The 22972-nt window shown below is 54.4% G+C and carries 23 protein-coding genes and 1 tRNA gene; 10 read left to right on the forward strand and 14 right to left on the reverse strand.

The features are described 5' to 3' along the window. Positions 1 to 32: 32 nt before the first annotated feature. The 4 genes from E3E23_RS05440 to E3E23_RS05455 all read right to left on the reverse strand — a co-directional run bounded on the left by E3E23_RS05440 (position 33) and on the right by E3E23_RS05455 (position 5615). Positions 33 to 2192, reverse strand: coding sequence for an alpha-amylase family glycosyl hydrolase (locus E3E23_RS05440; protein ID WP_167907478.1), 2160 nt, complete (start codon positions 2190 to 2192; stop codon positions 33 to 35). Between the two features lie 42 nt (positions 2193 to 2234). Continuing rightward, positions 2235 to 2897: a DUF257 family protein gene (locus E3E23_RS05445; RefSeq protein WP_167907019.1), complete on the reverse strand. Its 663-nt coding sequence runs from the start codon at positions 2895 to 2897 to the stop codon at positions 2235 to 2237. A gap of 64 nt (positions 2898 to 2961) precedes the next feature. Continuing rightward, positions 2962 to 4257 (reverse strand): TldD/PmbA family protein, encoded by a 1296-nt coding sequence (locus tag E3E23_RS05450; protein ID WP_167907020.1) that lies wholly within the window; start codon positions 4255 to 4257, stop codon positions 2962 to 2964. After that, on the reverse strand, positions 4254 to 5615 hold the full coding sequence (locus E3E23_RS05455; protein ID WP_167907021.1) for a TldD/PmbA family protein: 1362 nt from the start codon (positions 5613 to 5615) through the stop codon (positions 4254 to 4256). The genes E3E23_RS05450 and E3E23_RS05455 overlap by 4 nt, the downstream gene beginning before the upstream one ends. Before the next feature lie 81 nt (positions 5616 to 5696). Between E3E23_RS05455 and E3E23_RS05460 the strand changes: the two genes are divergently transcribed. Both E3E23_RS05460 and E3E23_RS05465 read left to right on the forward strand, forming a co-directional pair. Next, a complete protein-coding gene (locus E3E23_RS05460) occupies positions 5697 to 6209 on the forward strand; it encodes a metalloregulator ArsR/SmtB family transcription factor (RefSeq protein ID WP_167907022.1) in 513 nt (170 codons plus the stop codon). Beyond that, positions 6202 to 6456 (forward strand): hypothetical protein, encoded by a 255-nt coding sequence (locus E3E23_RS05465; RefSeq protein WP_167907023.1) that lies wholly within the window; start codon positions 6202 to 6204, stop codon positions 6454 to 6456. The genes E3E23_RS05460 and E3E23_RS05465 overlap by 8 nt, the downstream gene beginning before the upstream one ends. Here the strand turns inward: E3E23_RS05465 and E3E23_RS05470 are convergent. From E3E23_RS05470 to E3E23_RS05480, 3 genes are read right to left on the reverse strand one after another with little or no spacing between them, the layout of a single operon-like run. After that, positions 6453 to 6902: a universal stress protein gene (locus E3E23_RS05470; RefSeq protein ID WP_167907024.1), complete on the reverse strand. Its 450-nt coding sequence runs from the start codon at positions 6900 to 6902 to the stop codon at positions 6453 to 6455. The genes E3E23_RS05465 and E3E23_RS05470 overlap by 4 nt on opposite strands. Positions 6903 to 6906: 4 nt before the next feature. After that, complete coding sequence (locus E3E23_RS05475) at positions 6907 to 8184, reverse strand: SLC13 family permease (RefSeq protein WP_167907025.1); 1278 nt, start codon at positions 8182 to 8184, stop codon at positions 6907 to 6909. Positions 8185 to 8193: 9 nt separating this feature from the next. After that, the gene (locus E3E23_RS05480) at positions 8194 to 8739 is read right to left on the reverse strand and encodes a universal stress protein (protein WP_167907026.1); all 546 of its coding nucleotides are present in this window, start codon (positions 8737 to 8739) and stop codon (positions 8194 to 8196) included. A 119-nt stretch (positions 8740 to 8858) separates the two neighbouring features. Here E3E23_RS05480 and E3E23_RS05485 point away from each other — a divergent pair, with 119 nt between their 5' ends. Beyond that, positions 8859 to 10781, forward strand: a complete 1923-nt coding sequence (locus tag E3E23_RS05485) for a S16 family serine protease (protein ID WP_167907027.1) — start codon at positions 8859 to 8861, stop codon at positions 10779 to 10781. On the opposite strand, the gene E3E23_RS05490 is transcribed toward E3E23_RS05485, so the two are convergent. Beyond that, positions 10776 to 12053 (reverse strand): phosphoadenosine phosphosulfate reductase family protein, encoded by a 1278-nt coding sequence (locus E3E23_RS05490; protein WP_167907028.1) that lies wholly within the window; start codon positions 12051 to 12053, stop codon positions 10776 to 10778. The genes E3E23_RS05485 and E3E23_RS05490 overlap by 6 nt on opposite strands. 90 nt (positions 12054 to 12143) lie before the next feature. Continuing rightward, the gene (locus E3E23_RS05495; RefSeq protein ID WP_167907480.1) at positions 12144 to 13250 is read right to left on the reverse strand and encodes a M20 family metallopeptidase; all 1107 of its coding nucleotides are present in this window, start codon (positions 13248 to 13250) and stop codon (positions 12144 to 12146) included. Between the two features lie 108 nt (positions 13251 to 13358). Here E3E23_RS05495 and E3E23_RS05500 point away from each other — a divergent pair. Beyond that, positions 13359 to 13436: transfer RNA gene (locus E3E23_RS05500), tRNA-Ala, on the forward strand. A 342-nt stretch (positions 13437 to 13778) separates the two neighbouring features. Then, a complete protein-coding gene (locus E3E23_RS05505) occupies positions 13779 to 15074 on the forward strand; it encodes an NADP-dependent malic enzyme (protein WP_167907482.1) in 1296 nt (431 codons plus the stop codon). On the opposite strand, the gene E3E23_RS05510 is transcribed toward E3E23_RS05505, so the two are convergent. From E3E23_RS05510 to E3E23_RS05530, 5 genes are all read right to left on the reverse strand, one after another. After that, positions 15065 to 15601, reverse strand: a complete 537-nt coding sequence (locus E3E23_RS05510; RefSeq protein WP_167907029.1) for a FumA C-terminus/TtdB family hydratase beta subunit — start codon at positions 15599 to 15601, stop codon at positions 15065 to 15067. The genes E3E23_RS05505 and E3E23_RS05510 overlap by 10 nt on opposite strands. Beyond that, positions 15576 to 16427, reverse strand: coding sequence for a fumarate hydratase (locus E3E23_RS05515; protein ID WP_167907030.1), 852 nt, complete (start codon positions 16425 to 16427; stop codon positions 15576 to 15578). Before E3E23_RS05515 ends, E3E23_RS05510 begins: the two co-directional genes overlap by 26 nt. Positions 16428 to 16492: 65 nt before the next feature. Beyond that, positions 16493 to 17407 carry a hydroxyacid dehydrogenase gene (locus E3E23_RS05520; protein WP_167907031.1) on the reverse strand — a complete coding sequence of 305 codons (915 nt, stop codon included), beginning with the start codon at positions 17405 to 17407 and terminating at the stop codon, positions 16493 to 16495. 1 nt (position 17408) lies between these two features. After that, positions 17409 to 18056: a TIGR00153 family protein gene (locus E3E23_RS05525; RefSeq protein WP_167907032.1), complete on the reverse strand. Its 648-nt coding sequence runs from the start codon at positions 18054 to 18056 to the stop codon at positions 17409 to 17411. Positions 18057 to 18090: 34 nt separating this feature from the next. Next, positions 18091 to 18990, reverse strand: coding sequence for a 2-dehydropantoate 2-reductase (locus E3E23_RS05530; RefSeq protein WP_167907033.1), 900 nt, complete (start codon positions 18988 to 18990; stop codon positions 18091 to 18093). A 45-nt stretch (positions 18991 to 19035) separates the two neighbouring features. Between E3E23_RS05530 and E3E23_RS05535 the strand changes: the two genes are divergently transcribed. The 5 genes from E3E23_RS05535 to E3E23_RS05555 are packed head-to-tail and all read left to right on the forward strand — an operon-like array spanning position 19036 to position 22969. After that, entirely contained in the window at positions 19036 to 19749 is a 714-nt protein-coding gene (locus E3E23_RS05535) for an RNA methyltransferase (protein WP_167907034.1), read from the forward strand. Beyond that, positions 19736 to 20275 carry a methylated-DNA--protein-cysteine methyltransferase gene (gene otg / locus E3E23_RS05540; RefSeq protein ID WP_167907035.1) on the forward strand — a complete coding sequence of 180 codons (540 nt, stop codon included), beginning with the start codon at positions 19736 to 19738 and terminating at the stop codon, positions 20273 to 20275. Before E3E23_RS05535 ends, otg begins: the two co-directional genes overlap by 14 nt. Then, positions 20251 to 21273, forward strand: coding sequence for a tetratricopeptide repeat protein (locus E3E23_RS05545; protein WP_167907036.1), 1023 nt, complete (start codon positions 20251 to 20253; stop codon positions 21271 to 21273). The genes otg and E3E23_RS05545 overlap by 25 nt, the downstream gene beginning before the upstream one ends. Before the next feature lie 34 nt (positions 21274 to 21307). After that, on the forward strand, positions 21308 to 21787 hold the full coding sequence (locus E3E23_RS05550) for an HPP family protein (protein ID WP_167907037.1): 480 nt from the start codon (positions 21308 to 21310) through the stop codon (positions 21785 to 21787). A 6-nt stretch (positions 21788 to 21793) separates the two neighbouring features. After that, entirely contained in the window at positions 21794 to 22969 is a 1176-nt protein-coding gene (locus E3E23_RS05555; RefSeq protein WP_167907038.1) for a cation:proton antiporter, read from the forward strand. Positions 22970 to 22972: the final 3 nt, after the last annotated feature.

The raw sequence follows: 22972 nt of genomic DNA on the forward strand, positions 1-22972 counted from the left end.
CCTTTTATTAATGCATAACAGTGGAAGAAAAATCAAAATCGGCCCTTCCTCAAAATCAAGAATGCCAGGGTAAGCCCAACCGCGAGAATCCCCGCATAAGAAATCCAACTTGAAGATTCGCATGGTGGTTCGGGGGACGTTGAAATAGGTGTTTCCGTGGGAGTGCTCACTGGCGGCTCCGAATTGAGGAGGGTCGTCAGGCCAGCTTTTCCGTAGAGGGTAACGTTAAGGGGCTCGAGTTCGCCCCATGGAAGACCGCGGTAGAGCTCGACTGAAAAGACCGTGCCGTTTGGAAGTGGGACAACGGTGAAGTAATAGCCCGTGCTCGATTTGATGAGATACCTCGGTTCCGCCAACTCCGGAAGGTCTCCATCGAGCCAGAGCCCGCCCGTCAGGTTGCTCCCGTTCACCACCACCAGCGCAGGAATCTCGTTTCCGGAGTAATAGCGGAGCTTAACCCTATTGCTATCCTTTCCGTCCACCTCAACGTAAACGGGAACCCAAGCATCGCTGGTCTTCAGCCTCGGGACTTCTACAAGTATCTGACTCCAGTTCCATGAGATTATCTTAGCCTTCTCGCCGCCAATGAAGACGGCTCCGCTCTTCCCAAAACCGGCGCCAGCTATGAGAATCTTCTGGCCGGGCTGGGCTATGTAGGGCGTAACCGAGCCGATGAGGGGTTCGTCCTGATCGCCCTCAACGTGGAACACGTAGAAGGAGTTCCTCGGGAGAGTTAAGAGGGCCTTTCCGCTATTCACGACCATATCGACCCCGTAGAGTGCGTCGCGATAGGTCCCGTCGCTCCAGTTAAGGGAGAGCGTAAGGTTCTTCTCTGGCCCCTTGTTCAAGACCACGAGGAGCCTGTGGGAGCCGAAGGCTCTCTCAAAGGCCCAGACGTTGTAGTCGGCGTAGATGGTTCTAAAATCGCCGAAGGCTAAAGCGTCGTTGGTCTTTCTAAGGGCGGCGAGGGTTCTTATTATCCGGGCCGCCTCCGTGGTGTTGTTGAAGACCATCATGGGCCTGTTGTAGGGGTCGCCCTTTCCGTCCCTGCTAACCAGATAGCTCTCGTCACCGTAGTAGATGACCGGAATGCCGGGAAGGGTCATCGTCAGTGCGAGGGCCATGTGGTAGCGATCCAAACGATAGTTCTCGTTGAGGAACCTCACGAGGTCATGGCTGTCGAGGAAGTTGACAGCTTTGTTCGGATAGACAAAAAGGGAGTAGTAGTCCTCCAGCTCATTAGCGAGGTTCTTCATGCTCCCGCCGTAGGCGAAGGTTCTCACGACATCATTCCTTATCGGGATGCTGAGCAGCGGAGTCACGTTGGAGTACTGGTAGAAGTAGTACATATCGTCGGTTTTCTGGGGGCTGAGGGAGTAGTATTCGCCGTAGATGAAGAGCGGCTCCTCCGAGCTCGAATACAGGTCAAGGTAAAAGTCCTCCAACCAGCCCAGCTCCATGTGCTTGACGGCGTCTATTCTGAAGCCGCAGGCGCCGGCTTCAACGAAGAGCCTTGCACCCTCCTTCAGGTAGGAATCGACCCAGGGGTTGAGCTGATTGAAGTCAGCCAAGCCGAACAGATTGGCGTACTTGAGCTGAAAGCCAAACCACTCATTTATGTCGCCGTTGTGGCGGTAGATGAGCTCCCTGCTCCCGGTGTAAGGATTCACTGTTGCGTTCTTGCCGTCATAATAGTAGTTCGTCACGAAGGTGCCGTTGTCGTAGAGGGAGCCAAATTCACCGTCCGTTGCGGGATTCGAGTGGTTGGGGACATAGTCAACGACGATGCAGATTCCCCTCTTTCTGGCCTCTTCCACGAGGCGCTTAAAGGTCTCCCAGGTCCCGAAGTGCTCTTCTATGCGCTTGTAATCGCGCGTCCAGTAGCCGTGGTAGGGGGCGCTGCCAGAGGCCATCCTGTTGATGTTGTCGTTCACCGGCGAGAGCCATATCATGGAGACGCCGAGGCTCTGGATGTAGTCGAGCTTCTCGATGAGGCCCTCCAGGTCACCGCCCCAGTAGAGGCGGTAGTTCGTGTGTGTTGGGTCGTAGAAAGGCCCGTTGTTGCTCTGGTTTCCATCGTAAAAGCGGTCGACCATGACCTGATAAATGACGCCTCGTTCTGGAACCTGATATGCCGCAACCGAGGATGAGAAGAGCAGGATAACGAAGACCAGCGCAATAGCTTGCTTCATCATATCACCAGAAGTGATAAGAAGAGAGGCACTTAAAAAGGTTCACATCCCCGCTACGTCCCGGAAGCGCAATGAGGCGTTTGAACCCAGGATATCACTACTGGCCGACTTGACAACCCTGAGCCAATACTTGTCCTCTTCCACATCCCAGCGGAGGACGGTACTCGACACCTCCTCGAGAAGGCTCAAAAGCTCTGGAACGTACTCCTCCATCACATCCCTGTTCATGAAGTACAGGGCAATACGGCTCTTTTTTCCTACGAACGTTGAGACATTGCGGATAAGCCTGATAGCCTCCTTTCTTTCAAGGGTCAGGAAAAGCTTGTACAGACCCAAGACTGGATTGCATACGACATCCCCTGAGATGACTCCCTCATACACCTTACCGTAATACTTGAAATCCAAGGAGTACTTGTCCACCTCAACCCTTCCCCGTATATTTCCAATCTGCCTGGTTCCACCGATTTTTATTATGGGAAACTCAAGAACGGCCTCCGTTGAGAGGCCCGTAAGCTCCAACCTGGCGACATATTCACTCAACGTGTCGGAAATATCATCTATGAGAATAGGAACGCCCTTTTTCGTATAATATCTGCAGGCCATGTACAGAAGGAGCTCAGGAGAGGAGACAGAGCTGTATTCGACGAGCACAGTCTCACCAGCTTTTAGCTTGGAGAAGATTGTATCGATTCCATATCCCCCCATGACCTACCACCTTAGTATGACATTCGACATCGAGGTATAAAAGCTTACCGTGATATGAGAATTTTTACACTATTTTACCAATTCCCAGAATTCTCGGGGAGTAGAACGAGCCAACTCTCTCAAATTCCTTTCCGACGGCCACCACCGAGTTGAACAGCTCGAAGACGTTGCCCACGAGCATGTTGTCCTTGAAGGGCCTGACCTCGCCATCCTTTACCACGTAACCCAGCTCAACCGTGAGGGAAAAATCGCCGCTTATCGGGTTCGCCGTGTGCTCGCCAAAGACCTTCTTGACGACAACTCCCTCGAAGTCGTCGAGGCTCTCCTCTCCAGGTTCAACCACGACGTTGCTCGTCCCGACGTGGGGCACCGTCCTGAAGTCCCTCACCGCGTTGCCCGTGCTCTCAATTCCCAGAAGTCTGGCATACGTCTCGTCCAGCAGGAAGCCCTTCAACGTGCCCCTCTCCACGAGGACGGTTTTCTTTCCAGGGTTTCCCTCACCGTCAAAGGGGTAGCTACCGACACCCCCATCGACGGTCGCGTCATCGATTAGGGTCAATTCTTCACTTGAAACTTTCTCCCCAAGCTTGGTAAAGCGGGAGCGGCCGTAGTAGACGTTGTCGCCAAAGAGGTTCTCCAGGAAAATCCCCACAATGGCTCTAAAAGCCTGGGGTTCAAGGAGAAGTTCACCCTTGTAGGGAAGTAGCTTTTCCGCCATATAATTCAGGTGCGCCTCCTCGACTGCCTTCTCAACCGCCACTTCAAGCTCCTCAAAGGGCTGGAGAGACCTGTAGGACTGGTAGTAGGAGCCGCTTCCAGTTTTTGTCCCCTTCTTCACGGCGTAGGTGCTCACGCTCATTCCCGTGCTCCTGTCCTCGAGAAAAATCCCGTTTGAGTTCGCTATCCCGTAGAAGTTCACACCAAACGCGAGGCTGCCGGAGAGCGTGTACTCCTCCCGTCCAGCCTTGAGCTCGGCCATCTTCTCCGCAAAATCCCTCGCAATCGCATGGGCATCCTCGAAAGGAATATCATCTATACGTTTGTCGTAGAGACCCTTAACCTTGGCGGGAGATTTCTCCGATGGGAACCCCCTAAAGGGAACTTCACTGACTTTGGCCAGCTTTATCGTCCTCTTCACGAACTCCTCCAGCGTCTCTTTATCGTGGTTGAGGCCCGTTATGTAGGAAAAGCCGAGCTTCCCTCTGTAGCCAACCCTGAGACCTATTCCAGAGTGGAACTTCCTCTGGGAACGCTCCAGCCTCTCGTTCTCTATCCGGAAGGAGCCACCCCTGCCCTTCTCCCAGTAGAGCTCCCACTCGACGTTTTCCCTCTCAAGGATTCTGATGAGGCTCTCAATCACAGCAATCCCCCCACTACGGCTCTTGTGAGGACGTGAGGCCCGCCATCATCGACGGGAACCCACTGGCCCTTTCCGCAGTACCCTGGGAACTCGATGGCGAGGTCTTTTCCGATGGCCCTGATGCTCCTCAGCACATCGAGGATTTTGCCTGACAGCGCAACGTCCCTCACCTGCTCCTTTATCTCGCCGTTCTCGATGATGTAGCCCTCCTTCGCCCCGAAGGTGAATGTGCCGTTGGCCGTGTCAACCTCTCCGCCCTTGTCGCCTATCATGTAAAGGCCCCTTTTAACCTCCGCGAGCATCTCCTCAAAAGACCAGTCTCCAGGCTCGACGTAGGTGTTGCCCATCCTCACGAGGGGCTGGTAGTTGTAACTTTGAGCTCTTCCGTGGCCGTTCGGCTTCAAATTCAGAAGCGCAGCTGTCTCCCTGTCGGTTAGGTAATTGATCAGAACGCCGTCTTTTATTATCTCAACGCGCCTCGCCTTTATTCCCTCGTCGTCATAGATGTAGGAGCCGAACTTGCCCGGCAGAGTGGGGTCATCTACAACTGTCAGTTCTTCAACGGCTATCCTCTCGCCGAGCTTTCCAGCGAGTATGCTCTCACCCGTCTTCACTGAATCGGCCTCGGCGGCATGACCGAGGGCCTCGTGGATGAAAACCCCAGTGAGCTCGGGGTCCATTATCACGTCGAACCCGCCCGAGGGAGGGGACTTCGCCTCGAGCAGTGAGATGGCCTTCTCGCGGACGAATGCCGTCCAGTGGGTTAAATCAATTCCCTCCATGAGCTCCCAGCCAGCAGTTCCCCCAAAGCTCTTCCAGTAGGTCTGCATGTCGCCGCCACCTTTGGCGGTGACTGAAAAGCTCAGCCTTATTCTCGGAACGACCGTCTCTATCTCGCTCCCGAGCGAGTTGAAGTAGAGCTGCTCCTTAACCCCATCGCCGTAGGAGACGCTCCTGTTGGAGATGGAATCGCCCCTGAGGAGTGAATCAACCTCCTTAACGAGGGCGAGCTTGTCCTCTATGTCCATGTCAAGGAACGAGCGCTTCATTGGAAGCTCGGCCCTATCCTTTGTCGGATCATCGAGGTAAATCCTGGAGTCACCTTTGGAGAGCTTGGCTATCTTCATTGCCGTCTCGATGGCCTTTTCAGCCCTCTCCATGTCGTTGGCCGAGGAGAAGCCCCACGCACCGTTGAATGCTCTCACACCTATCCCAATCTCTGTGTTAACAGAAAGCTCCTCAAGCTGACCGTTCTGCATGGTTAAGTGGGAGGCGCTCACCTTGGTTATCCTAATTTCATAATATGATATACGGTAACGTCTCGCCAGTTCCTCCGCTACTCTCACCAGCCTCTCCATGTTCTCACCGCAGGACATAAAAGGGTTGCCTTTATATCCCTTCCCATAGACGGATGAACCACAACGGTTTAAGTGTTGGGTATGGAGCGTCGTAATGAAATCCTCCACTACATCGAGAACAGGCCCGGCGTAACCTTCAGGGAGCTGGCGAGGGAGCTGGGGATTGGCATAGGCGACCTTCAATACCACCTCCACAGGCTGGAGAAGGAAGGCAAGGTGTTTTCAAGGAAGATAGGCAAGAAGCGCTATATATTCCCCAAAGGGTTCGAGAAGGAGTACGAGAAGCTAATCATAGCCATCTCAACGGAAACGCGAAGGAAAATCCTGCTGCTCCTCATGGAGGGACCGAAGGGGCAGAGCGAGATAGCGAAGAGGCTGAAGCTCAGCCAGCCGACGGTGAGCTACCACATGGGCGAGCTGGTAAAGCTTGGAATAGTGAGCGCTCGAAAAGAGGGAAAAAACGTGACATACACGCTCTCATACGACCCATCCGTGATGGCGAGGGTGATAAGAGACTACCGCCCGAGCCTGTGGGAGAAGCTCGCCGACAACCTGATAGACCTGCTCACGAGCGTGGGTGATAAAAATGATTGAGATGGCCCTTGCCGTTATCGGGATAGCCCTTGCCCTTGCACTGGCGGGAGTGTCGCTCATAGCCTACAAAAAGAGCCATTTGCACGCTGCTCTATACCTTATAATCGCCTTCCTCCTGCTGGCGATGAAGAAGACCCTTGAAACCCTTCACTTAGCCGCCTGGGTGGAGAGGGACGTGAGCGTGATAGTGGGGATACTGGAGGTGGCGGTGCTCTTCCTCTTCGTGCTGGCCCTCTGGAGGCGCTAGCGGACTATCATGACGGGGGGATTTATAGAGCCAGTCACCTCCTCCAAAAGGCTTCCTATCCTCGTTTTTCCGCTCCTTCCATAGGCGCCCATGACCACAAGGCTGTACTTCCCGCTGTTGGCCTCCTCCAGTATCTTGCTCTTAGCTTCGCCCTCGACTATTCTTATGGAGCAGTTAACGCCCTCCTGCTGGCAGAGCTCGAGGAGATTGGTCATTATGTCCCTTATGCTCCTCTTCATCTCCCCCCAGATTTCCTCCTCGAACTTCTGAACGTTCCTCAAGTCCTGGCTTATCATACCCATGTTGAAGGCGAGGGCCCTGGCCTCTCTCCTGTCGAGGACGGAGAAGAGCGTAACCTTGCCCTTTTTCTTTTTGGCTATCGCTATGGCGTGGAGCGCCGCTTTTTGGCTCCACTTCGAGCCGTCGACGAGCACGAGGATCTTCATTATCTCACACCCCAACGTACCTTATCCAGAGAATTCCCATACCCAAGGCGACCGTCGTGAACATTATGACGAGGCCTATCTTGAGGAAGTCCATGAAGGTTATCTCCACCCCCTCGCGGGAGGCTATTCCCAGGACGACTATGTTGGCAGATGCTCCAATGGCCGTTCCATTGCCGCCGAGGCAGGCTCCCAGGCTTAGGGCCCACCAGAGGGGGTAGACGTTCATTGAGGAGCCCATCGACTTTATAAGCGGTATCATTGCCGCCGTCAAGGGAATGTTGTCCACTACGGCGGAAGCTATGGCCGAAAACCACGTTATCATCACCAGCGCCTGGCCAGTGGTATGGACGTATCCCAAGAGCCACTTGGCGACGTCGTCTATGACGCCAGTCTCGACGAGGGAGCCCACTATGATGAAGAGCCCCATGAAGAAGAATATCGCCGTCCACTCGATTTTTTCGAGTATCCCCGTCGGCTCTATCCTGCTCCACATGAGAAGAACCGAGGCCCCGGAGAGGGCAACCACCGCCGGCGGAATCTCCAGCCTGTCGTGGACGAAGAAGAGCAGGACAACGCCGATTATAATGATCAATGACTTCCTGAAGAGGGAGTAGTCTTTAATTGCCTCGTCCTCCCTGAGCCTCTCAATCGTCAAGAGGATTCTCTCCCTTTTAGCTTTGCTAGTCTTCATGGTCCTCCTGTAGGCTAGATAGATTATTCCTAGGGCCGCGACTAGGTCAATGGCCGCTATGACGCCCATGTTGATGAGGAACTCTGTAAAGCTGAGCCCCGCTGCCGAGCCTATCATTATGTTGGGCGGGTCACCTATCAGGGTCGCCGTTCCGCCGATGTTCGATGCAAATATCTCCGCCAAGAGAAAAGGAACGGGATTAACATCCATGAGGCGGGTTATGTAGAGCAGCATCGGAGTTAAGAGGAGAACAGTCGTGACGTTATCAAGAACGGAGCTGACGAGGGCCGTAACAATCGAGAACAGAATTAGAACCTTCATGGGGCTGCCCTTTGCGAACTTGGCCGTTTTTATCGCTATGTACTCGAAGAGGCCGCTCTCCTTGGCAGTGTTGACTATTATCATCATGCCTACAAGAAGGAGGAGCGTTCCAAGGTCGAGGTACTCCGGCATCTTCTCCCATGGAACGATGCCAAGGAAGAGGACTACCGATGCTCCAAAGAGGGCCGCGACCGTTCTGTGAACCCTTTCACTGATTATGAGGGCGTAGGTAACGAGGAACACTGCAACCGCTATGACTACCTGCTCCATGGGCACCACCTAATAGACTATCGTCGGCTTAACCACGTGCTGGACTATCCTAAGGACGAGGGGACTCATGGGGGACATCTTGGTTATCTCCGAGCCGTAGCCCCTCGAAATCACGAGGAGGTCAAAATTCTCGGCGAGCTTAATCACGTCGTCACTCTTGTTCCCAAAGAGGTGCCTTTTGGTAACCCTCAGGCCGATGTCCTCCAAGCTGGACGCTATCTCGGAAAGGACCCTTTCTCCCAGCTCCCTCTCGGCGGCCTTCAGCCTCTCCGCCTCGTCCCTTCCGAGGGTCTGCTCTATCATTCTGAATGCCATGCTCTCGGAGACGTAGACGAGCATAACAGAAGCTCCAGAGTAAGCCTCCAGCGTCTCGTAAAGCTCGGAAGGAATCTCGTGGGCGAAGCGGTCTATCGGAATCAAAATCGATTGTATCTCAGGAAGAACGAACTCTTCTGGGAGAAGAAGGAACTCCCGGTAGCGCTTCAGTATCTCGTCGTACCTATCACCGGCGATGTTCCTGAACTTCCTCGTAACCAGTTTGTTGAAGACGCCCATCATTATCCCCAGGGTTTCATCGGATAAAGAGGAAATTTAAGCTTTTTGCCCTCGAGTTTTAGAGAGTTGAACCACAAACGCTTTATTATGCCTTATCGAGCTAAAATCGGGGTGAGAAAATGAGAAAGGCCTTAGTACCACTGCTGATACTCATGCTTCTTCTGCCTTTCGTTCCCCTCACAGCGGCCCAGTGCCCCAGCGAGGGACACACGGTAGTGCTCAAGGCGCCAGCGGTTTCAAAGACCGCAACCGGCGAGCTCGTCGGTGTCGCCACCGACTTCGTCATAACGGTGGCTCCCGGAAGTGGACACGTTTACGTCGAGACCTGGCCCTTAGCAGAGGTGGACATGCAGGCCAGCGCGAGGCTCGCGGCGCAGATAGCTGGAAAGGTTCTCGGCGTTGATATGAGCAAGTACGACGTTTTCATACAGATAAAGGCCGATTCTCCAATCATAGGCGGACCGTCAGCTGGCGGAACAATGACCGTCGGAATCATAGCGGCTCTTGAAGGATGGAAGGTTAATCCAAAGGTCATGATGACTGGAATGATAAATCCCGACGGAACCATAGGGCCCGTCGGCGGAATCCTTGAGAAGGCCTCAGCGGCGCACGACGTCGGGGCGGAGATATTCCTCATCCCACAGGGACAGAGGATTCAGTACGTGCAGGAGACCCAGCGAAACGAGATAGGAGGAATAGTTGAAATAAACACCCAAACTAAGAAAGTGGACGTCGTCGAGTACGCGAAGGAGCGCTGGGGACTCCAAGTAATTGAGATAAAAGACATCTACGACGCCGTTTACTACTTCACGGGCCACAGGATACCGAGGCCCCAAGCACCTGCCTACGTCAAGATAGACACATCGTTCCTCAGGGACGATGCCATGAAGGACTACGAGAACACAACCGCCTACTACCAGCAGACCCTCGAGAAGCTGAAGAAGAGCGACGTGAGCTACGCAGCCTACACCACCCTTATGGAGGCCCTCAACGAGGCAGCCGGAATACTCAACCAGTCGAAGGAAGCCCTCGACGACGGCCGCTATTACACCGCCCTGAGCAAGGACTTCCAGGCCAGGATAATAATCCGCCACGTGGACTGGTATTTAGACGTGAACAGCCCCAATGATATTGAAAGAATTCTGAAAACGGTAGATTCCCAGATAAACAGCTCCGAGAGGATTGTGTCAAACCTCACGATTAGGGGCATCACCATGCTGCAGGCCGTGGCGGCGGCCGAGGAGAGGGTCGAGCAGGCCAAGAGCCTTCTCCAAGAGGCGTGGAAGTACTACTACAGCGACGACTACTGGAACGCCGTTGGGGATGCCGCCTTTGCGTATGAGAGGGCAAAGACAGCCGTGTTCTGGGCCCAGCTCGGGGAGAGGTTCGCGGGCAATGACGTCATAAGCAAGGACGTCGTTAAGACAACAGCGAGGGACTACATCGACAGCTCGAACCTCATAGTTACCTACATCGAATCTATGTATGGCGAGGTCATAGGAAACGACCTCACCCAGAGCATCCTCCAGGCGGAGCAGTACTACGAGGACGGAAAATACTCGGCGGCTCTCTTCACGGCGATGGAAGCTCGCGTAAGGGCCGAGGTGTTCCTCGACACGCTCGGCATAGACAACCAGACGATACTCCTGGACAAGCTCCAGACCATGAAAGAGGACGCCAAAATCGCCATAGGCATCGCCCAGAGCCAGGGAATAACTCCAATACTCGCGATAGCCTACTACGAGTTCGCCGAGAGCTATGAGGAGAACGGAAGTTCCGCGGACATCGAGACTGCGATGATATTCTACCAGTACGCGAGAGAAACTGCGCAGCTTTTCCTCACATCAATGCCAGCCCCGGTCAACGTGGGAGAAGACAACACGACTACGGACATCCCACAGATAGTCATCCCTACCGGGACGGAGACAAACACCCCAACGACCACACCGAGTGGAGCATCAAAGAGCCTGAGCGACGGGTTAATAATAGCCCTCCTCGTGGGTACGTTCCTGATAGGTGCGGCCGTTGGCAAAAAGCTATGAGTAGCCCGCGGGGAGCTTCTCCACTCCCCTTTTCTTCAAAAGCTCGACCTCCCATTCTGCCAAGCTCGGACAAACCGTACAGCCAAGTCTGTAAAAGCCCTCGTAATACAGCGGATGCAGCTGAAGGCCCCTCATGAGTATGAAGAGCTGAACCATCATGCCGCTCCAGAACTTTATGGGCATTACTTCCAGGAACTCGCCGAGGAGCTCGTTTCTTCTCTCAACCACTGGCGGCTTCAGCCTTCTCCTTGCGCTCTCGCCGTCGCGGTCGCCGACAACTAAAAGAGGTCTTTCGAACTCGCTCGCCGCTTTATAGAGAGCCTCCACCTTCTTCCTTGTGCACCAGCGGTTGTTATGGGCCGGCATGCCGAACTCGTCGAGCGGCATTGGAACATCAACGCGGATCAGCTCAACGCCGAGCTTCCTGGCGGTCTTTTCCACATATTCGTCCGTCAGGGGCATTTCGTATTCCATGCGGATGTATATGGCCGTGACCTTTCCGAACGTTTCCTTCGCGAGGATTAGAACTGCGGTGGAGTCCTTGCCCCCACTCCACGGGACAATAATGTCGTAGTCCGCAAACTGCCGAAGAAACGCCTTTGAAGCCTGAGCAAAGGCCTCGATGTAGTCCCCGTTGAGCTCGATTAGGCTCTCGAGGGAGACGTCTTCACTGCAGGGGCACTTCCAGAGCACCTCCGTCGGAACACCGAGCCTCTTGCTCACCTCGGCGACTTTGTTGGGGCCGGAGAAGTAGACCTCCTGGTTCATGAGCTTCCTCAGGACGAGTGAGTTCTCGCCAAGCTCGACGTCGAGAATACCGCCCATCGCCTCCCTAAAGCCCTCGCCGATGGCCAGGTAGATGTCGTAATCCGGGTGAATCTCAACCCCAAAGGGGTTCTCGGGGTTGAGCTTGTAACCACCGCTCCACTCGATTCCGAGCCTGAAGCGAGCCTTAATCTCTTCGAGGTGACCGTAAAGCTCATCGACGCGCATGTTCCTAACCCGTTTCGTCCTCAGAGTCCGGACGTAGAACGGTTTTCCCGACTCCCTCAGGATCGGAAGAACATCCTCCATCAAATCCTTCTCCTTCTCGCCGAAGAGGAGGATCGGGATGTAGGGATTCCTCAGGAGCTCCTCGAGGGTCCCCCCGACTTCTTCAACAGTTCTACCTCCCCCAAGGCTGGAAACCTCCAGAAAGCCAGCGTAGTTGCGCTCGTTTATGTACTGCAGTGCCTTCGCGTCCTTCCTTGCCCTAGCAATAACTTGGAACATGAAAAAGGGTTTAAAGGGAACCTTAAAACCTTTGCCGCCGATGACGACAACTCCCTGGACTGAGCCGTGATGAGGACCGGCTAACCGAGGCTACGCTAAGGCCTTCAGGAACTCGACGTAGAGCTTCTTCACCCTCTTTACCGACTCCAGGCTCACCCACTCATCGCTTGAGTGCCAGTTGCCCCCAATGGGACCATAGACGAGTGTCGGCCTGCGCAGGTAGGCACCGAAGTAATTGAAGTCCCCAACGCTTTTCCCGTAGGTTATCTTAGGCTCCGTACCGAAGAGCGAAGCATGAACTTGCCTGAAGAGGTTCACGAAGCGACCGTTCTCCCTCACGGTGTAGGGAAGCATCTCCGGGGTCGGTCTCGGGAACCTCTCCACCCTGAGCTCTGCCTTTACCCTAAGCTTCTCGGCGAGCCGTAGGAGCTGTCCCTTAACGTCCTCCCAGTCCTCACCAATGACGATGTGCCTGTCTATTATGGCCTTCGCGTAATCGGGAACGCTCAGGCCGTCGGCGTTGCCCTCGAAGTGCAGCGTGCAGTAGGAACCCTCGCCGAGCTTGCGGTGGTTCTTCATGCGTATCCTCGAGAGGTTCCCCACGAGTTTTCCAAGCTCCTCAACGGCGTTGATTCCAAGCTCGGGTCGGGCGGCGTGGGCCTTTCTTCCAAAGGCCTCAACCTGGATGACGAACCTGCCCCTCGCGCCTAGCATCAGCTTCTCGTTGGTGGGCTCGGCGATTAGAACGAGATCGACATCGCCGAGCTTGCCGCTCTCTATGAGTCTCCAAGTTCCCCTCGAGTAGCCCTCCTCGTCGGAGACGGCCGTGAAGATTACGTTAGGCCTCTCGCTTTTTGGGAGCTCGGCTATCTCAAGGAAAGCCGCCATAAGCGCAGCTAGACCAGCCTTCATGTCTGCACTGCCGAGGCCGTAGAAGCGGTCGCCTTCGAGCTCTCCCCACGGGTTCCTCGTCCAGTCCCTCGAGAGGTTCACTGTATCCATGTGTCCGTTCAGGACAACAGTGTAGCCCATTCCTGGAAGGTAAGCTATGACGTCATCGCCGAAGCCCTCAACTGGGAGGAGCTCAACTTCAAAGCCGTGCTCCTCGAGAAAAGACGCTATGAACCGTGAGATTTCGTTCTCTTCTCCAAAGGGAGAAGGTATCGAAACGAGACTGCGGAGGAGTTCGAGCTCCATGAACACCACCATATGAAGAACGGCAAAGGTGTTAAAGCGTTTTCCCAGCTGTGAGCCCTGCACACCAAAAACTTTTAAAGTCCCGCAAGGTTCACTATAACCGGGTGTGGGCCGGTAGCTCAGCCTGGTACGAGCGCCGCCCTCGCAAGGCGGAGGCCGCGGGTTCAAATCCCGCCCGGTCCACCACAAATTTTGCTGGCGCAAAGTTTCATCAAAAGTTTCTGACTGTTCTAACGGGCAGATGTTAAAGTCGCATTCAATAAGATGGCAAAACTGTATCTTGCAGTGGATTGCCTTTTTGGTTGGAATCCTTCTCAAATAGGCACTCGACAAGTGAATACACATTAAAAATGCTCTCGTTACAGTCTCCGCTTTTCGCGAGCCTTTCCCAAAGACTCCGCGAAGTTTGATCAAGGTTCTACAAAGTTTGCCAGCTTGGAAGAGATTATAATGAACACAAGAAAGGTAAAGGTAGGAGTATATCGAAGCCCTTTTAACTTTTACATGCCAAAGGACGTCGGTGAAAGCATGAACCCCCTCGAATTCCACAGGAACAACTTCCCAGGCAACGGGAAGATAGAGGTCATTCCAAAGGTCGAGCTCACGAAGGAAACCCTGAGCCTGGCTTACACACCGGGCGTTGCCGAGGTGTCACTCAGAATAGCCGAGAACCCAGATGAAGTCTATGAATACACCAACAGGGGAAACACCGTGGCTGTTGTGAGCGACGGCTCGCGCGTGCTCGGGCTCGGTGACGTTGGTCCGCTCGCGGGTCTGCCCGTGATGGAGGGCAAAGCGCTTCTCTTCAAGGTCTTTGGCGGCGTCGATGCCTTCCCAATAATGCTGGCCGAGAAGGACCCAGAGAGATTCGTCGAGGTTGTCAAAGCTATCTCGCCCTCTTTCGGAGGAATAAACCTTGAGGACATAGCCTCGCCCAAGTGCTTCTACATCCTGGAGCGCCTGAGGGAGGAGCTGGATATACCCGTGTTCCACGACGACCAACAGGGGACGGCCTCCGTGGTTCTCGCCGGACTGATGAACGCCCTCAAGGTAGTGGGGAAGAAGCTGGAGGAAGTCACGATAGCGCTCTTCGGCGCCGGTGCAGCTGGCTTCGCCACACTGAGGATACTCACTTCCGCAGGGGTGAAGCCAGGGAACGTCAGGGTCGTCGAGCTGGTAGGTGAGAAGCCGAGGGTTCTGACCCCAGATTTACCGCTGGAAGAGCTGTTCCCCCACAGGGGCTGGCTCCTGGAGAAGACCAACGGCGAGGGCATCGAGGGCGGCCCAGAGGAGGCCCTCACCGGAGCAGACGTGCTTATATCGTTCACAAAGCCCGGACCAGGGGTCATAAAGCCCGAGTGGATAGCCAGGATGGCCGACGACGCGATAGTATTCCCCCTGGCCAATCCAACGCCCGAGATACTCCCAGAAGAGGCGAAGCGGGCCGGCGCGAGAATAGTGGCAACCGGAAGGAGCGACTACCCAAACCAGATCAACAACCTCCTCGGATTCCCGGGCATATTCCGGGGTGCACTCGATGTCAGGGCGAAGACTATAACCGACGGAATGGTGATAGCCGCCTCGGAGGCAATGGCTTCCATTGTTGAAGAGCCCAGTGAGGAACTGATAATACCATCCCCCCTCAACCCAGACGTCCACGCAAAGGTGGCGAGGGCCGTCGCGGAGGAGGCGATGAAAGAGGGCACCGCTCGGAAGAAGGTGAGCGGAGAGTGGGTCGAGGAGCACACAAGGAAGCTCAGGGAATTCTACGAGGGCATGATAGTCCCGCTGAACTCGGAAAGAGAAAGGTGGGCTCAGCGGTAGAGAGAGTTGCCATGGGCGTCTATAGCCACCAGCAGGGGAAAGTCCTCCACCTCAAGAACCCAGACGGCCTCCGGAACGCCGAACTCTTCGAGCCAAAGGACATCAACGACCCGTTTGATGCTTTTAGCGGCCAGGGCTCCAGCACCGCCCGTGAAGGCGAAGTAGACGGCCCTGCCCTTAAAGGGCTCGACGTCCATACCCCCCTTGCCTATTATTCCCCTCACCCCAAGGCCCAGAATCCCGTCGAGATAAGCGTTCATTCTCGCGCTCGTCGTTGGGCCCGCTGAGATTATCTCGTATCCCTTCCCAGTCTTTTTGACGACGGGGCCGCAGTGGTAGATGACGGCTCCTTCGAGGTCAAAGGGCAGCTCTCCCCTATCCGCGAGCTTCAAAATTCGTTTATGGGCAAGGTCACGAGCGGTGTAGATGATGCCGAAGAGGTAGACTACATCCCCAGCCCGAAGGTCCAAAACCTCTTCCTCGCTAAGGGGCGTTCTCAGCTTACTGCCAGACTCTAACGTTCCCATCGGCGCTCACCTCAAGAAACGCCCTCCTGTTGGCCCAGCACTGGACGACAATGCCAGCCGGAAAGGAAGCAGGATGTCTGTGGGCATACTCGATTTTGACGTCCAAGGCTGTGGTCTTACCGCCCATCCCCATCGGGCCGATTCCAAGGGCGTTTATATCTTCCAAAAGTTCCTCCTCGAGCTTGGCTATTCTACCGTCGGGATGCCTCTCACCTACCGGCCTGAGAAGGGCTTTTTTGGCGAGGGTTAAGGCCGTCTCGGCGCTTCCCCCTATCCCGATTCCCAGCACAACCGGGGGACAGGGTTTGCCGCCGCAGGAGCTGACGTGCCGAAGGAGGAACTCCTTAAGATCCTCCAGGCCACGCGAAGGAGTCAACATAGCCAGAGCAGAGCAGTTCTCACTTCCACCGCCCTTGGGAAGAACGGCTATCCTTAGCGAGTCACCTTCAACCAGCTCCCAGTGGATCACCGGCACAAAGCGGCCAGTATTGTCGCCTGAGTTTTGGTTAGTGAGCAAATCAACGGCGTTCGGCCTCAACGGTATATCCTTCGTTGCCCTTCTAGTTGCCTCGATGATCCACGCCTCAACTTCGCCGAGAAAAGGGCTTCTTACCCCGGCTTCAATGAAAAAGGTCAGGGTCCCTGTGTCCTGACAGACGGGAATGCCCTCCTCCCTGCCAATTTCTATCGCCCTGAGGATGTTCTCGAGGTTGAACCGGGCTACTGGATTTTCCTCAAGCTCGTAGGCCCGCCTAATTGCCAGAACGGTGTCCTCTGGAATGCGCGTGACGGCAAGTCTGATGGCTTCTACAATGGCATCAATCAATTACCAACCACCTGTAAAGAATACCACCATTAGTTTAAAAAGTTAACAGAGAAAAGGCAAAGAGCTTAGCCCTTCAGAATCTCAACTATCTGCTCCGCCACCTGGACGCCGGCCCTCATCTGGGCCTCGACCGTTGAAGCGCCTATGTGGGGCGTTAGGACGACGTTGTCGAGCTTAGTCAGCGGGTGGTCCTTCGGCAGGGGCTCCTCCTCGAAGACGTCGAGGCCAGCTCCAGCTATCCAGCCCTCCTGCAGGGCCTTGACAAGGGCTTCGGTGTCTATAACGGCTCCTCTGGCCGCGTTGATGAGGATGGCGGTTGGCTTCATGAGCTTTAAGCGCTCTTCGTTTATGAGATGGTAGGTGGCATCGATGAGCGGGACGTGGAGGGTAACAACATCGCTCTCCTTGAGAAGCTCCTCCAGGCTGACGAACTTTCCTCCGACTTCTTTAGCCCTCTCCTCGTTCGGGTATGGATCGTAGAGGAGGACGTTCATGCCGAGGGCCTTTGCTATCTTGGCCACGTTGTAGCCTATTCTGCCAAAGCCGACTACACCGATGGTCTTGCCCTCAAGCTCGATGCCCATGCTCTGCTTCTTCGCCCAGACTCCCTCGCGCATCTTTCTGTCGGCGAAGGCTATCTTCCTTGCGACCGCGAAAATTAGAGCTATCGTCAGCTCGGCGACGCTCCTGCTCGAGGCAGCCGGGCTGTTGACGACCTTTATGCCCCTCTCCTTGGCGGCCTCAAGGTCGATGTTGTCGAGGCCGACACCAGCCCTTCCGATGACCTTGAGCTTTGGAGCCGCCTCGATGACCTTCCTGGTCACTTTTGGCTTGCTCCTGACTATAATCGCCTCGACGTCCCCAACGAGCTCTATGAGCCTCTCCTCGTTGGGATACTCTTCATAAACTACCTCAAAACCGGCGTTCTTCAAAACCTCGATGGCTTTCTCGTGCAGCGGTGCCGCAACCAGTACCTTCATCTCATCCCCTCCTTTTAATAGCCATCAGCATGACCTGATCTGAAGCGTCCTCAGCGCGGTCGGCTATGTCGCCGATTTTGGTCAGGATCTGATTCCATATTATCTTGGCATACGTCGTGATGGTCTCGCTCTCAAAAATTTTGCCTTTGACGTCGTACTCAACATCGTCGGCCTTCTCCTCGGCATCCTCAACAACCTTCGCAAGTTCTATGGCCCTGTCGACGTCAACGTTAAGGGCCTTCACAGCATCCACAAGAATGCTGTACGTTTCAAGCGCTGAATCAACGAGTTCCATAAGCTCATCTCCAATCTCGAGCGGAACCTTCGGCTTGGCCAGAATGAGGGTGTGAGCGGCGCTCTCGGCTGTATCAGCCACCTGGTCGATCAGCTCAGAAAGCCTGACATAGTCACCCCTGTTGGTGGGCAGAAAAGCTCCCTCGTAGAGCATTGTTTCTATGCTTCTCCTGAGCCTGTCTGCTTTACTCTCGAGCTGGTCTACCTCCCTCTCGAAGGCCTTCGCCCTTTCAAAATCCCCTGACAGATAAGCGGCTATGAGCTCTCTGAAGGCAACAAGGGACTCATTAACGACCTCAAGATGCGTCTCAATGGTCTCAAAAACATTGCTTTCCTTACCACCGAATATTGGCATTCTCTCTCCCCCAAGAGTACTTCACCCGAGAGGTTTATCTACTTTGCCCTTCCTTGGCCTTGATAAGCGCCCAGAGAAGCTCGTTCCTCGGTGCCTCGAGACCCACTGTTTTAGCGTATTCCACTATTTTCCCGTGGATGTAGTCAACCTCTGTCTTCTTCCCGCGCCAGATGTCCTGAAGGGTCGAATTATAGTTCTCCCTCGTCTTTTCTATCGTGTCCCAGAGGAGTTCCAGAGGATGGACTTCAAACTCTATCCCGAGCTGCTGGGCCACCATGCAGCCCTCACGGGCGATGTCTATCGAGATACTCTCAAGGTACGGGTCGTCCTTCAAGAAGCCGTTCTTAACCTCTAGAACCGTTCCGAGGCCGTTTATGACTGAATTAACAATGACCTTGGCCCACTTCCACCCAACGACGTTCTCAGTTGTGTAAGTTTCCAGCCCCGCCTCGTTGAAAGTTTTCGCAATCTCATCTACGAATGGATGGCTTCCCGTGGGATACTTTCCGATGACTGTAACACCCTTACCTGTCCATTTCAAAACGCCCCCCTCAACGAGCATCGCCCCGTTGGTGGTTATTCCCCCTAGAACATTTGGAGTGAACTTCAGTGCCAGTTCCTCGTTCCCCAGCCCGTTTTGAATGCTGAGTATCCACGTTTCCGGACCGATGCATCTTTTAGCGCACTCCAAGGCGGTCTTGGTTGAGTAGGACTTCGTGGCAAGTATGAGCAGATCAGGCGGCTCCTCAGGAGCGTAGATACTTGCCTTTGGATGAACAACGAATTCTTCTATCCCAACAATCCGGAGGCCGTTCTCGTTTACCGCTCTTACCTGATTCTCGCGGCCGATAAGCGTAACGTCGTTCCCTGCTCTTGACAAAAGCGCCCCAAAGAGCGAGCCTATCGAGCCCGCACCGAGCACGTAAATCTTCATCCCACCACCGCAACCGTTTAAAGCCTTTTCCTTAAAGCCTTACCGATGAAGATCGTTTTAGTGGAACCTGAGGGCCCAGCCAACATCGGCATGGTTGCAAGGGTGATGAAGAACTTCGGCTTTACCGAGCTGGTTCTGGTTAATCCCAACATCACCGAGGAGAGCTACGCCTACGCGGTTCACGCGAGAGACGTTCTGGAGAGAGCCGAAATCGTGGAGACGTTCGAGGAAGCGTTGGGGCTCGTTGATTTGGCCATTGGGACGACGGCAAAGTCCGGAAGACGGTACATCCCCGAAAGGGCACCCCTCACGCCCTGGGAGCTGAGGGAAGCGCTCAAAGGCTATCCAGGCAGGGTTGGTATCTTCTTCGGGCGCGAGAGCATAGGGCTGAAAAACGAAGAGCTTGAAAGGATGGACTTAACCCTCACGATACCGACGAGCGAAGCTTATCCAACCATGAACCTCAGCCAAGCGGCCGCGGTTATCCTCTACGAGCTGAGCAAGACAAAGAGGGAAGCTGTTCATCCATCGCTGGAGCCAGCAACTCGGGAGGAGAAGGAAGTCCTTGTGGATACGTGGAAAAGGCTCCTCGATGTCCTGGACTATCCAAAAGATGAGGAGAGAAAAGAAGTTTTTGTCAAAGTTTTCAGGCGCTTTGTAGGCAGGGCCTTTCTTTATGGAAGAGAAGTTCACACGCTAATCGGGCCCCTAAGGAAAGCAATCTTAAGGCTGGAGGAGTGCAAAGATGCTGAGCGTTGAGCGCTTTACCGTCGCCGAGAGGGAGGTTTGGATAGGGGTTCTCTTTGGGGAGAGGATTCATGGAATAACCTTCTCCCTGGACGGAAGGGACTACCTCAAGGAGAGGATAGCCAGTCTGAGGTCTTTCCTCGAGAGGAGGGGCGTCGAAGTTGAGTTGGTCCCAAAAGAATCCGTTTACCCCAAGCTGGTTCACGATGTTCTGGTCGGGAGGAGAGACAACGACGAACTCCTCGGCGAGCTGAGCTTCCACGGGGTAACTGATTTTGAGCGTCAGGTTTACGAATGGCTAACAAAAAGGGTTAAAAGAGGAAGCGTTGTAACATATGGGGAGCTGGCAAAGACCATTGGAACTTCACCGAGGGCCATCGGTGGGGCCATGAAGCGAAACCCCTACCCGATAGTCGTTCCCTGTCACCGGGTCATAGCTCAAAACGGACCTGGCAATTACACGCCCAAACCCGATTACAAAAGGTTCCTGCTGAAGCTGGAGGGGGTGAAAGAGTGGACAAACTCAAAGCGTATCTGATAGGATTCCTAATTGCTGTCACAGCGATAGCGGGAGCTATAGTCTACGAATGGGGATTCCCGATGCTTATAAGGATAATCCTTACCCTCGGGTTCCTTGGCGTTACCCTGGCACTGCTCTTCTTCACCGCGCTGACGTTCTACGCCGAGAGCTGGAAGTACGGCTTTATCCTGGCGATATTCACGGCGATAAGTGCCTATGGAACATACCTCAGCGCCACGTGGCAGAACCTCAACATAGTCGCGGGGATAATAGTCTTCTTCGTTGCCATTCTGGCATTCGGAATCTGGTACATCAGCGAGCCGGATTTAGGCCTGGCCGACCGCTTCCGCTCGGCTGAGAAGCTCGAAAGGATGGGCAAGTACAAGGCCGCCGCCAGAAAGTACGAGAAGGCCGGCAACTACCTGAAGGCCGCCGAGATGTACGAGAAGCTCGGCTGGATGGAGAGCGCCGCCTGGGCCTACGAGAAGGCCGAGAAGTACGAGAAGGCGGCCGAGATATACGAGGCCCTCTATGAGAAGGAGAAGGACACCTACTACCTCAAGGAAGCCCACGAGTACTGGAAGAAGGCAGGAAACATGGACAGGGCAGCTAAGGCCCTTGAGAAGTACGCCGAGGAGGAGCCCTGGTTCTGGGAGGACGTCGCTAAGCTCTACGAGGATCTCGGCAACGAGGAGAAGGCCAGGGAGGCATGGGAGAAGGCACTGGAGTACTACACCAAGGAAGCCGAGGAGGAGGGCGTCTTCTGGGAGGACGTCGGAAACATAGCAAGGAAGCTCGGAAGGGAGGAGCTAGCAAAGGAAGCCTACCAGAAGTTCCTCGAGTACTGCCTCAAGGAGGCCGAAGAAGACCCGATGTGGTGGAAGCACGTCGCCGAGGCCTACGAATACCTGGGCGAGAAGGAGAAGGCTGAAGAGGCAAAGAAGAAATACGAGGAGTACAGGGCAAAGATTATGAAGGCGAACGAGGAGACGTCGAAGTTCCCCGCGGAAAGGTGATTCTCCACTCCTTCTTTTTCCGGGGGGTGAAAAATTGTCAAGAGATAGACCACCAAAGGAGAGGCCAAAGCTTAATATCCTCAAGCTGTCAAAGATGCCCATAAGGCTCGTGATGGAGAAGAACTTCCTCAGGCTCTCTCCCGATGATAAAATAGAGAAGCTCATAAAGAAGCTCGAGCATCAAACCTGCGCCGTCGTCACCGATGACGATGGAAAGCTCCTCGGATTCATTTCGATCGACGAGATAATCAACCTCATAATTCCCCCCTCCGATTACATTCTCGTGGGACTTGACGCGATCAAGGAGGCACACTTCGACTGGGACAGACCCGTGAAAGACATAATGAACCCCAGACCGATAACCCTCAGTCCTAACGACAGCCTCGGCTATGCCCTCGAGATGATGCTCGAAACCGGTATCAAGCAGTTTCCAGTTGTTGATAAGAAAAAGACTGTCCTAGGAACGTTTTCCGCTCAAAGTATCGTGAGGCTTCTAAGAGTATTCGCTCGGTGATCCAAAATGGAACTCGAGCTGATACTCTACCTAGCCCTCATGCTAGCCGTTGCTGAGACCTTTGGATGGATCTTCGCAAGGATAGAGCAACCCGTCGTCCTAGGCCAGATCATCGGCGGCATACTGCTCGGCATGTTCTTCCCCCCGACCACAGAAGTGAAGGATATTTCAATGCTCGGTGTCCTGCTCCTCCTCTTCCTGGCAGGTCTGGAAAGTAGCATTGATGAGCTGAAGGAAGCCGGTAAGGCTGGGCTCTCCGTGGCCGTGGTTGGAGTTGCAATTGCCTTCCTCATTGGTTTCGGCCTTGTATATCCCTTCAAGGGCTTTGAGCAGGCCCTCCTCTACGGTGCCCTGATGACCCCGACGAGCGTGAGCCTAACGGTCAGGGTTCTCATGGAGCTCGACGCGCTCAAGACTGTTGAGGGCAACACCATACTGACGGCTGCCATAGTTGATGATATCCTCGGCATAGTCATCCTGAGCATTGTCATTTCAATGATCGTCCAGGGCGGCATTAATCCAATTGGGATAGGACTCATCTTTGCCAAGGTCATCATCTTCATACTGGCCGCGATTTACGTTGTCCCGCCTGCGATAGATAGACTGCTGAGAAAGGTCGTCCATCTCGGCTTTGCCGACTCGACAATAACCCTATCGATGGCGACCCTCTTCGCGTTTGCCTATCTAGCGGAACACATGAACCTAGCCTCTATCCTCGGAGCATACCTCTTCGGTCTCAGTTTAAGCGAGACCGAATTCAGAAAGCCGATATTTGAGCACACAAGGATCCTGGCCCACTCTATGTTCATCCCGTTGTTCTTCGTTGACGTTGGCATGAGCATCCCGCTTAGGAGCATCTCTGAGGTAGGGGTCTTCGCATTGGTCTTCAGCCTTGGAGCGATAGCCAGCAAGGTGATAGGGTGCGGCCTCGGAGCTCTCCTAGCTGGACTTAACCGCAAACAGTCGCTCAGGATCGGAATAGGCATGATCCCAAGAATGGGCGTTGAACTTGCGATGCTCGCTATAGCCATGAACGCTGGCATAGTCGGTGAAGATGCCTACGTGGTCATCGTGCTGATGATATTCCTGAGTACGCTTGTGACGCCGCCTCTCCTTAAGATGGCCTTTGGTGGAGAAGGGAACAATGAAGAAGAACTACTCAAACTCTTAGGGGAAAGTTAATAT

The organism is Thermococcus sp. CX2, from assembly GCF_012027555.1.
GTDB lineage: Archaea > Methanobacteriota_B > Thermococci > Thermococcales > Thermococcaceae > Thermococcus.

What these genes read in the sequence shown, in the direction of transcription:
- E3E23_RS05440 (WP_167907478.1), bottom strand. Translation starts at nt 2,192, where the DNA reads ATGAAGCAAGCTATTGCGCTGGTCTTCGTTATCCTGCTCTTCTCATCC.
- E3E23_RS05445 (WP_167907019.1), bottom strand. Translation starts at nt 2,897, where the DNA reads ATGGGGGGATATGGAATCGATACAATCTTCTCCAAGCTAAAAGCTGGT.
- E3E23_RS05455 (WP_167907021.1), bottom strand. Translation starts at nt 5,615, where the DNA reads ATGGAGAGGCTGGTGAGAGTAGCGGAGGAACTGGCGAGACGTTACCGT.
- E3E23_RS05460 (WP_167907022.1), top strand. Translation starts at nt 5,697, where the DNA reads ATGGAGCGTCGTAATGAAATCCTCCACTACATCGAGAACAGGCCCGGC.
- E3E23_RS05465 (WP_167907023.1), top strand. Translation starts at nt 6,202, where the DNA reads ATGATTGAGATGGCCCTTGCCGTTATCGGGATAGCCCTTGCCCTTGCA.
- E3E23_RS05470 (WP_167907024.1), bottom strand. Translation starts at nt 6,902, where the DNA reads ATGAAGATCCTCGTGCTCGTCGACGGCTCGAAGTGGAGCCAAAAAGCG.
- E3E23_RS05475 (WP_167907025.1), bottom strand. Translation starts at nt 8,184, where the DNA reads ATGGAGCAGGTAGTCATAGCGGTTGCAGTGTTCCTCGTTACCTACGCC.
- E3E23_RS05480 (WP_167907026.1), bottom strand. Translation starts at nt 8,739, where the DNA reads ATGGGCGTCTTCAACAAACTGGTTACGAGGAAGTTCAGGAACATCGCC.
- E3E23_RS05485 (WP_167907027.1), top strand. Translation starts at nt 8,859, where the DNA reads ATGAGAAAGGCCTTAGTACCACTGCTGATACTCATGCTTCTTCTGCCT.
- E3E23_RS05490 (WP_167907028.1), bottom strand. Translation starts at nt 12,053, where the DNA reads ATGTTCCAAGTTATTGCTAGGGCAAGGAAGGACGCGAAGGCACTGCAG.
- E3E23_RS05495 (WP_167907480.1), bottom strand. Translation starts at nt 13,250, where the DNA reads ATGGAGCTCGAACTCCTCCGCAGTCTCGTTTCGATACCTTCTCCCTTT.
- E3E23_RS05505 (WP_167907482.1), top strand. Translation starts at nt 13,779, where the DNA reads ATGAACCCCCTCGAATTCCACAGGAACAACTTCCCAGGCAACGGGAAG.
- E3E23_RS05510 (WP_167907029.1), bottom strand. Translation starts at nt 15,601, where the DNA reads ATGGGAACGTTAGAGTCTGGCAGTAAGCTGAGAACGCCCCTTAGCGAG.
- E3E23_RS05520 (WP_167907031.1), bottom strand. Translation starts at nt 17,407, where the DNA reads ATGAAGGTACTGGTTGCGGCACCGCTGCACGAGAAAGCCATCGAGGTT.
- E3E23_RS05525 (WP_167907032.1), bottom strand. Translation starts at nt 18,056, where the DNA reads ATGCCAATATTCGGTGGTAAGGAAAGCAATGTTTTTGAGACCATTGAG.
- E3E23_RS05530 (WP_167907033.1), bottom strand. Translation starts at nt 18,990, where the DNA reads ATGAAGATTTACGTGCTCGGTGCGGGCTCGATAGGCTCGCTCTTTGGG.
- E3E23_RS05535 (WP_167907034.1), top strand. Translation starts at nt 19,036, where the DNA reads ATGAAGATCGTTTTAGTGGAACCTGAGGGCCCAGCCAACATCGGCATG.
- otg (WP_167907035.1), top strand. Translation starts at nt 19,736, where the DNA reads ATGCTGAGCGTTGAGCGCTTTACCGTCGCCGAGAGGGAGGTTTGGATA.
- E3E23_RS05555 (WP_167907038.1), top strand. Translation starts at nt 21,794, where the DNA reads ATGGAACTCGAGCTGATACTCTACCTAGCCCTCATGCTAGCCGTTGCT.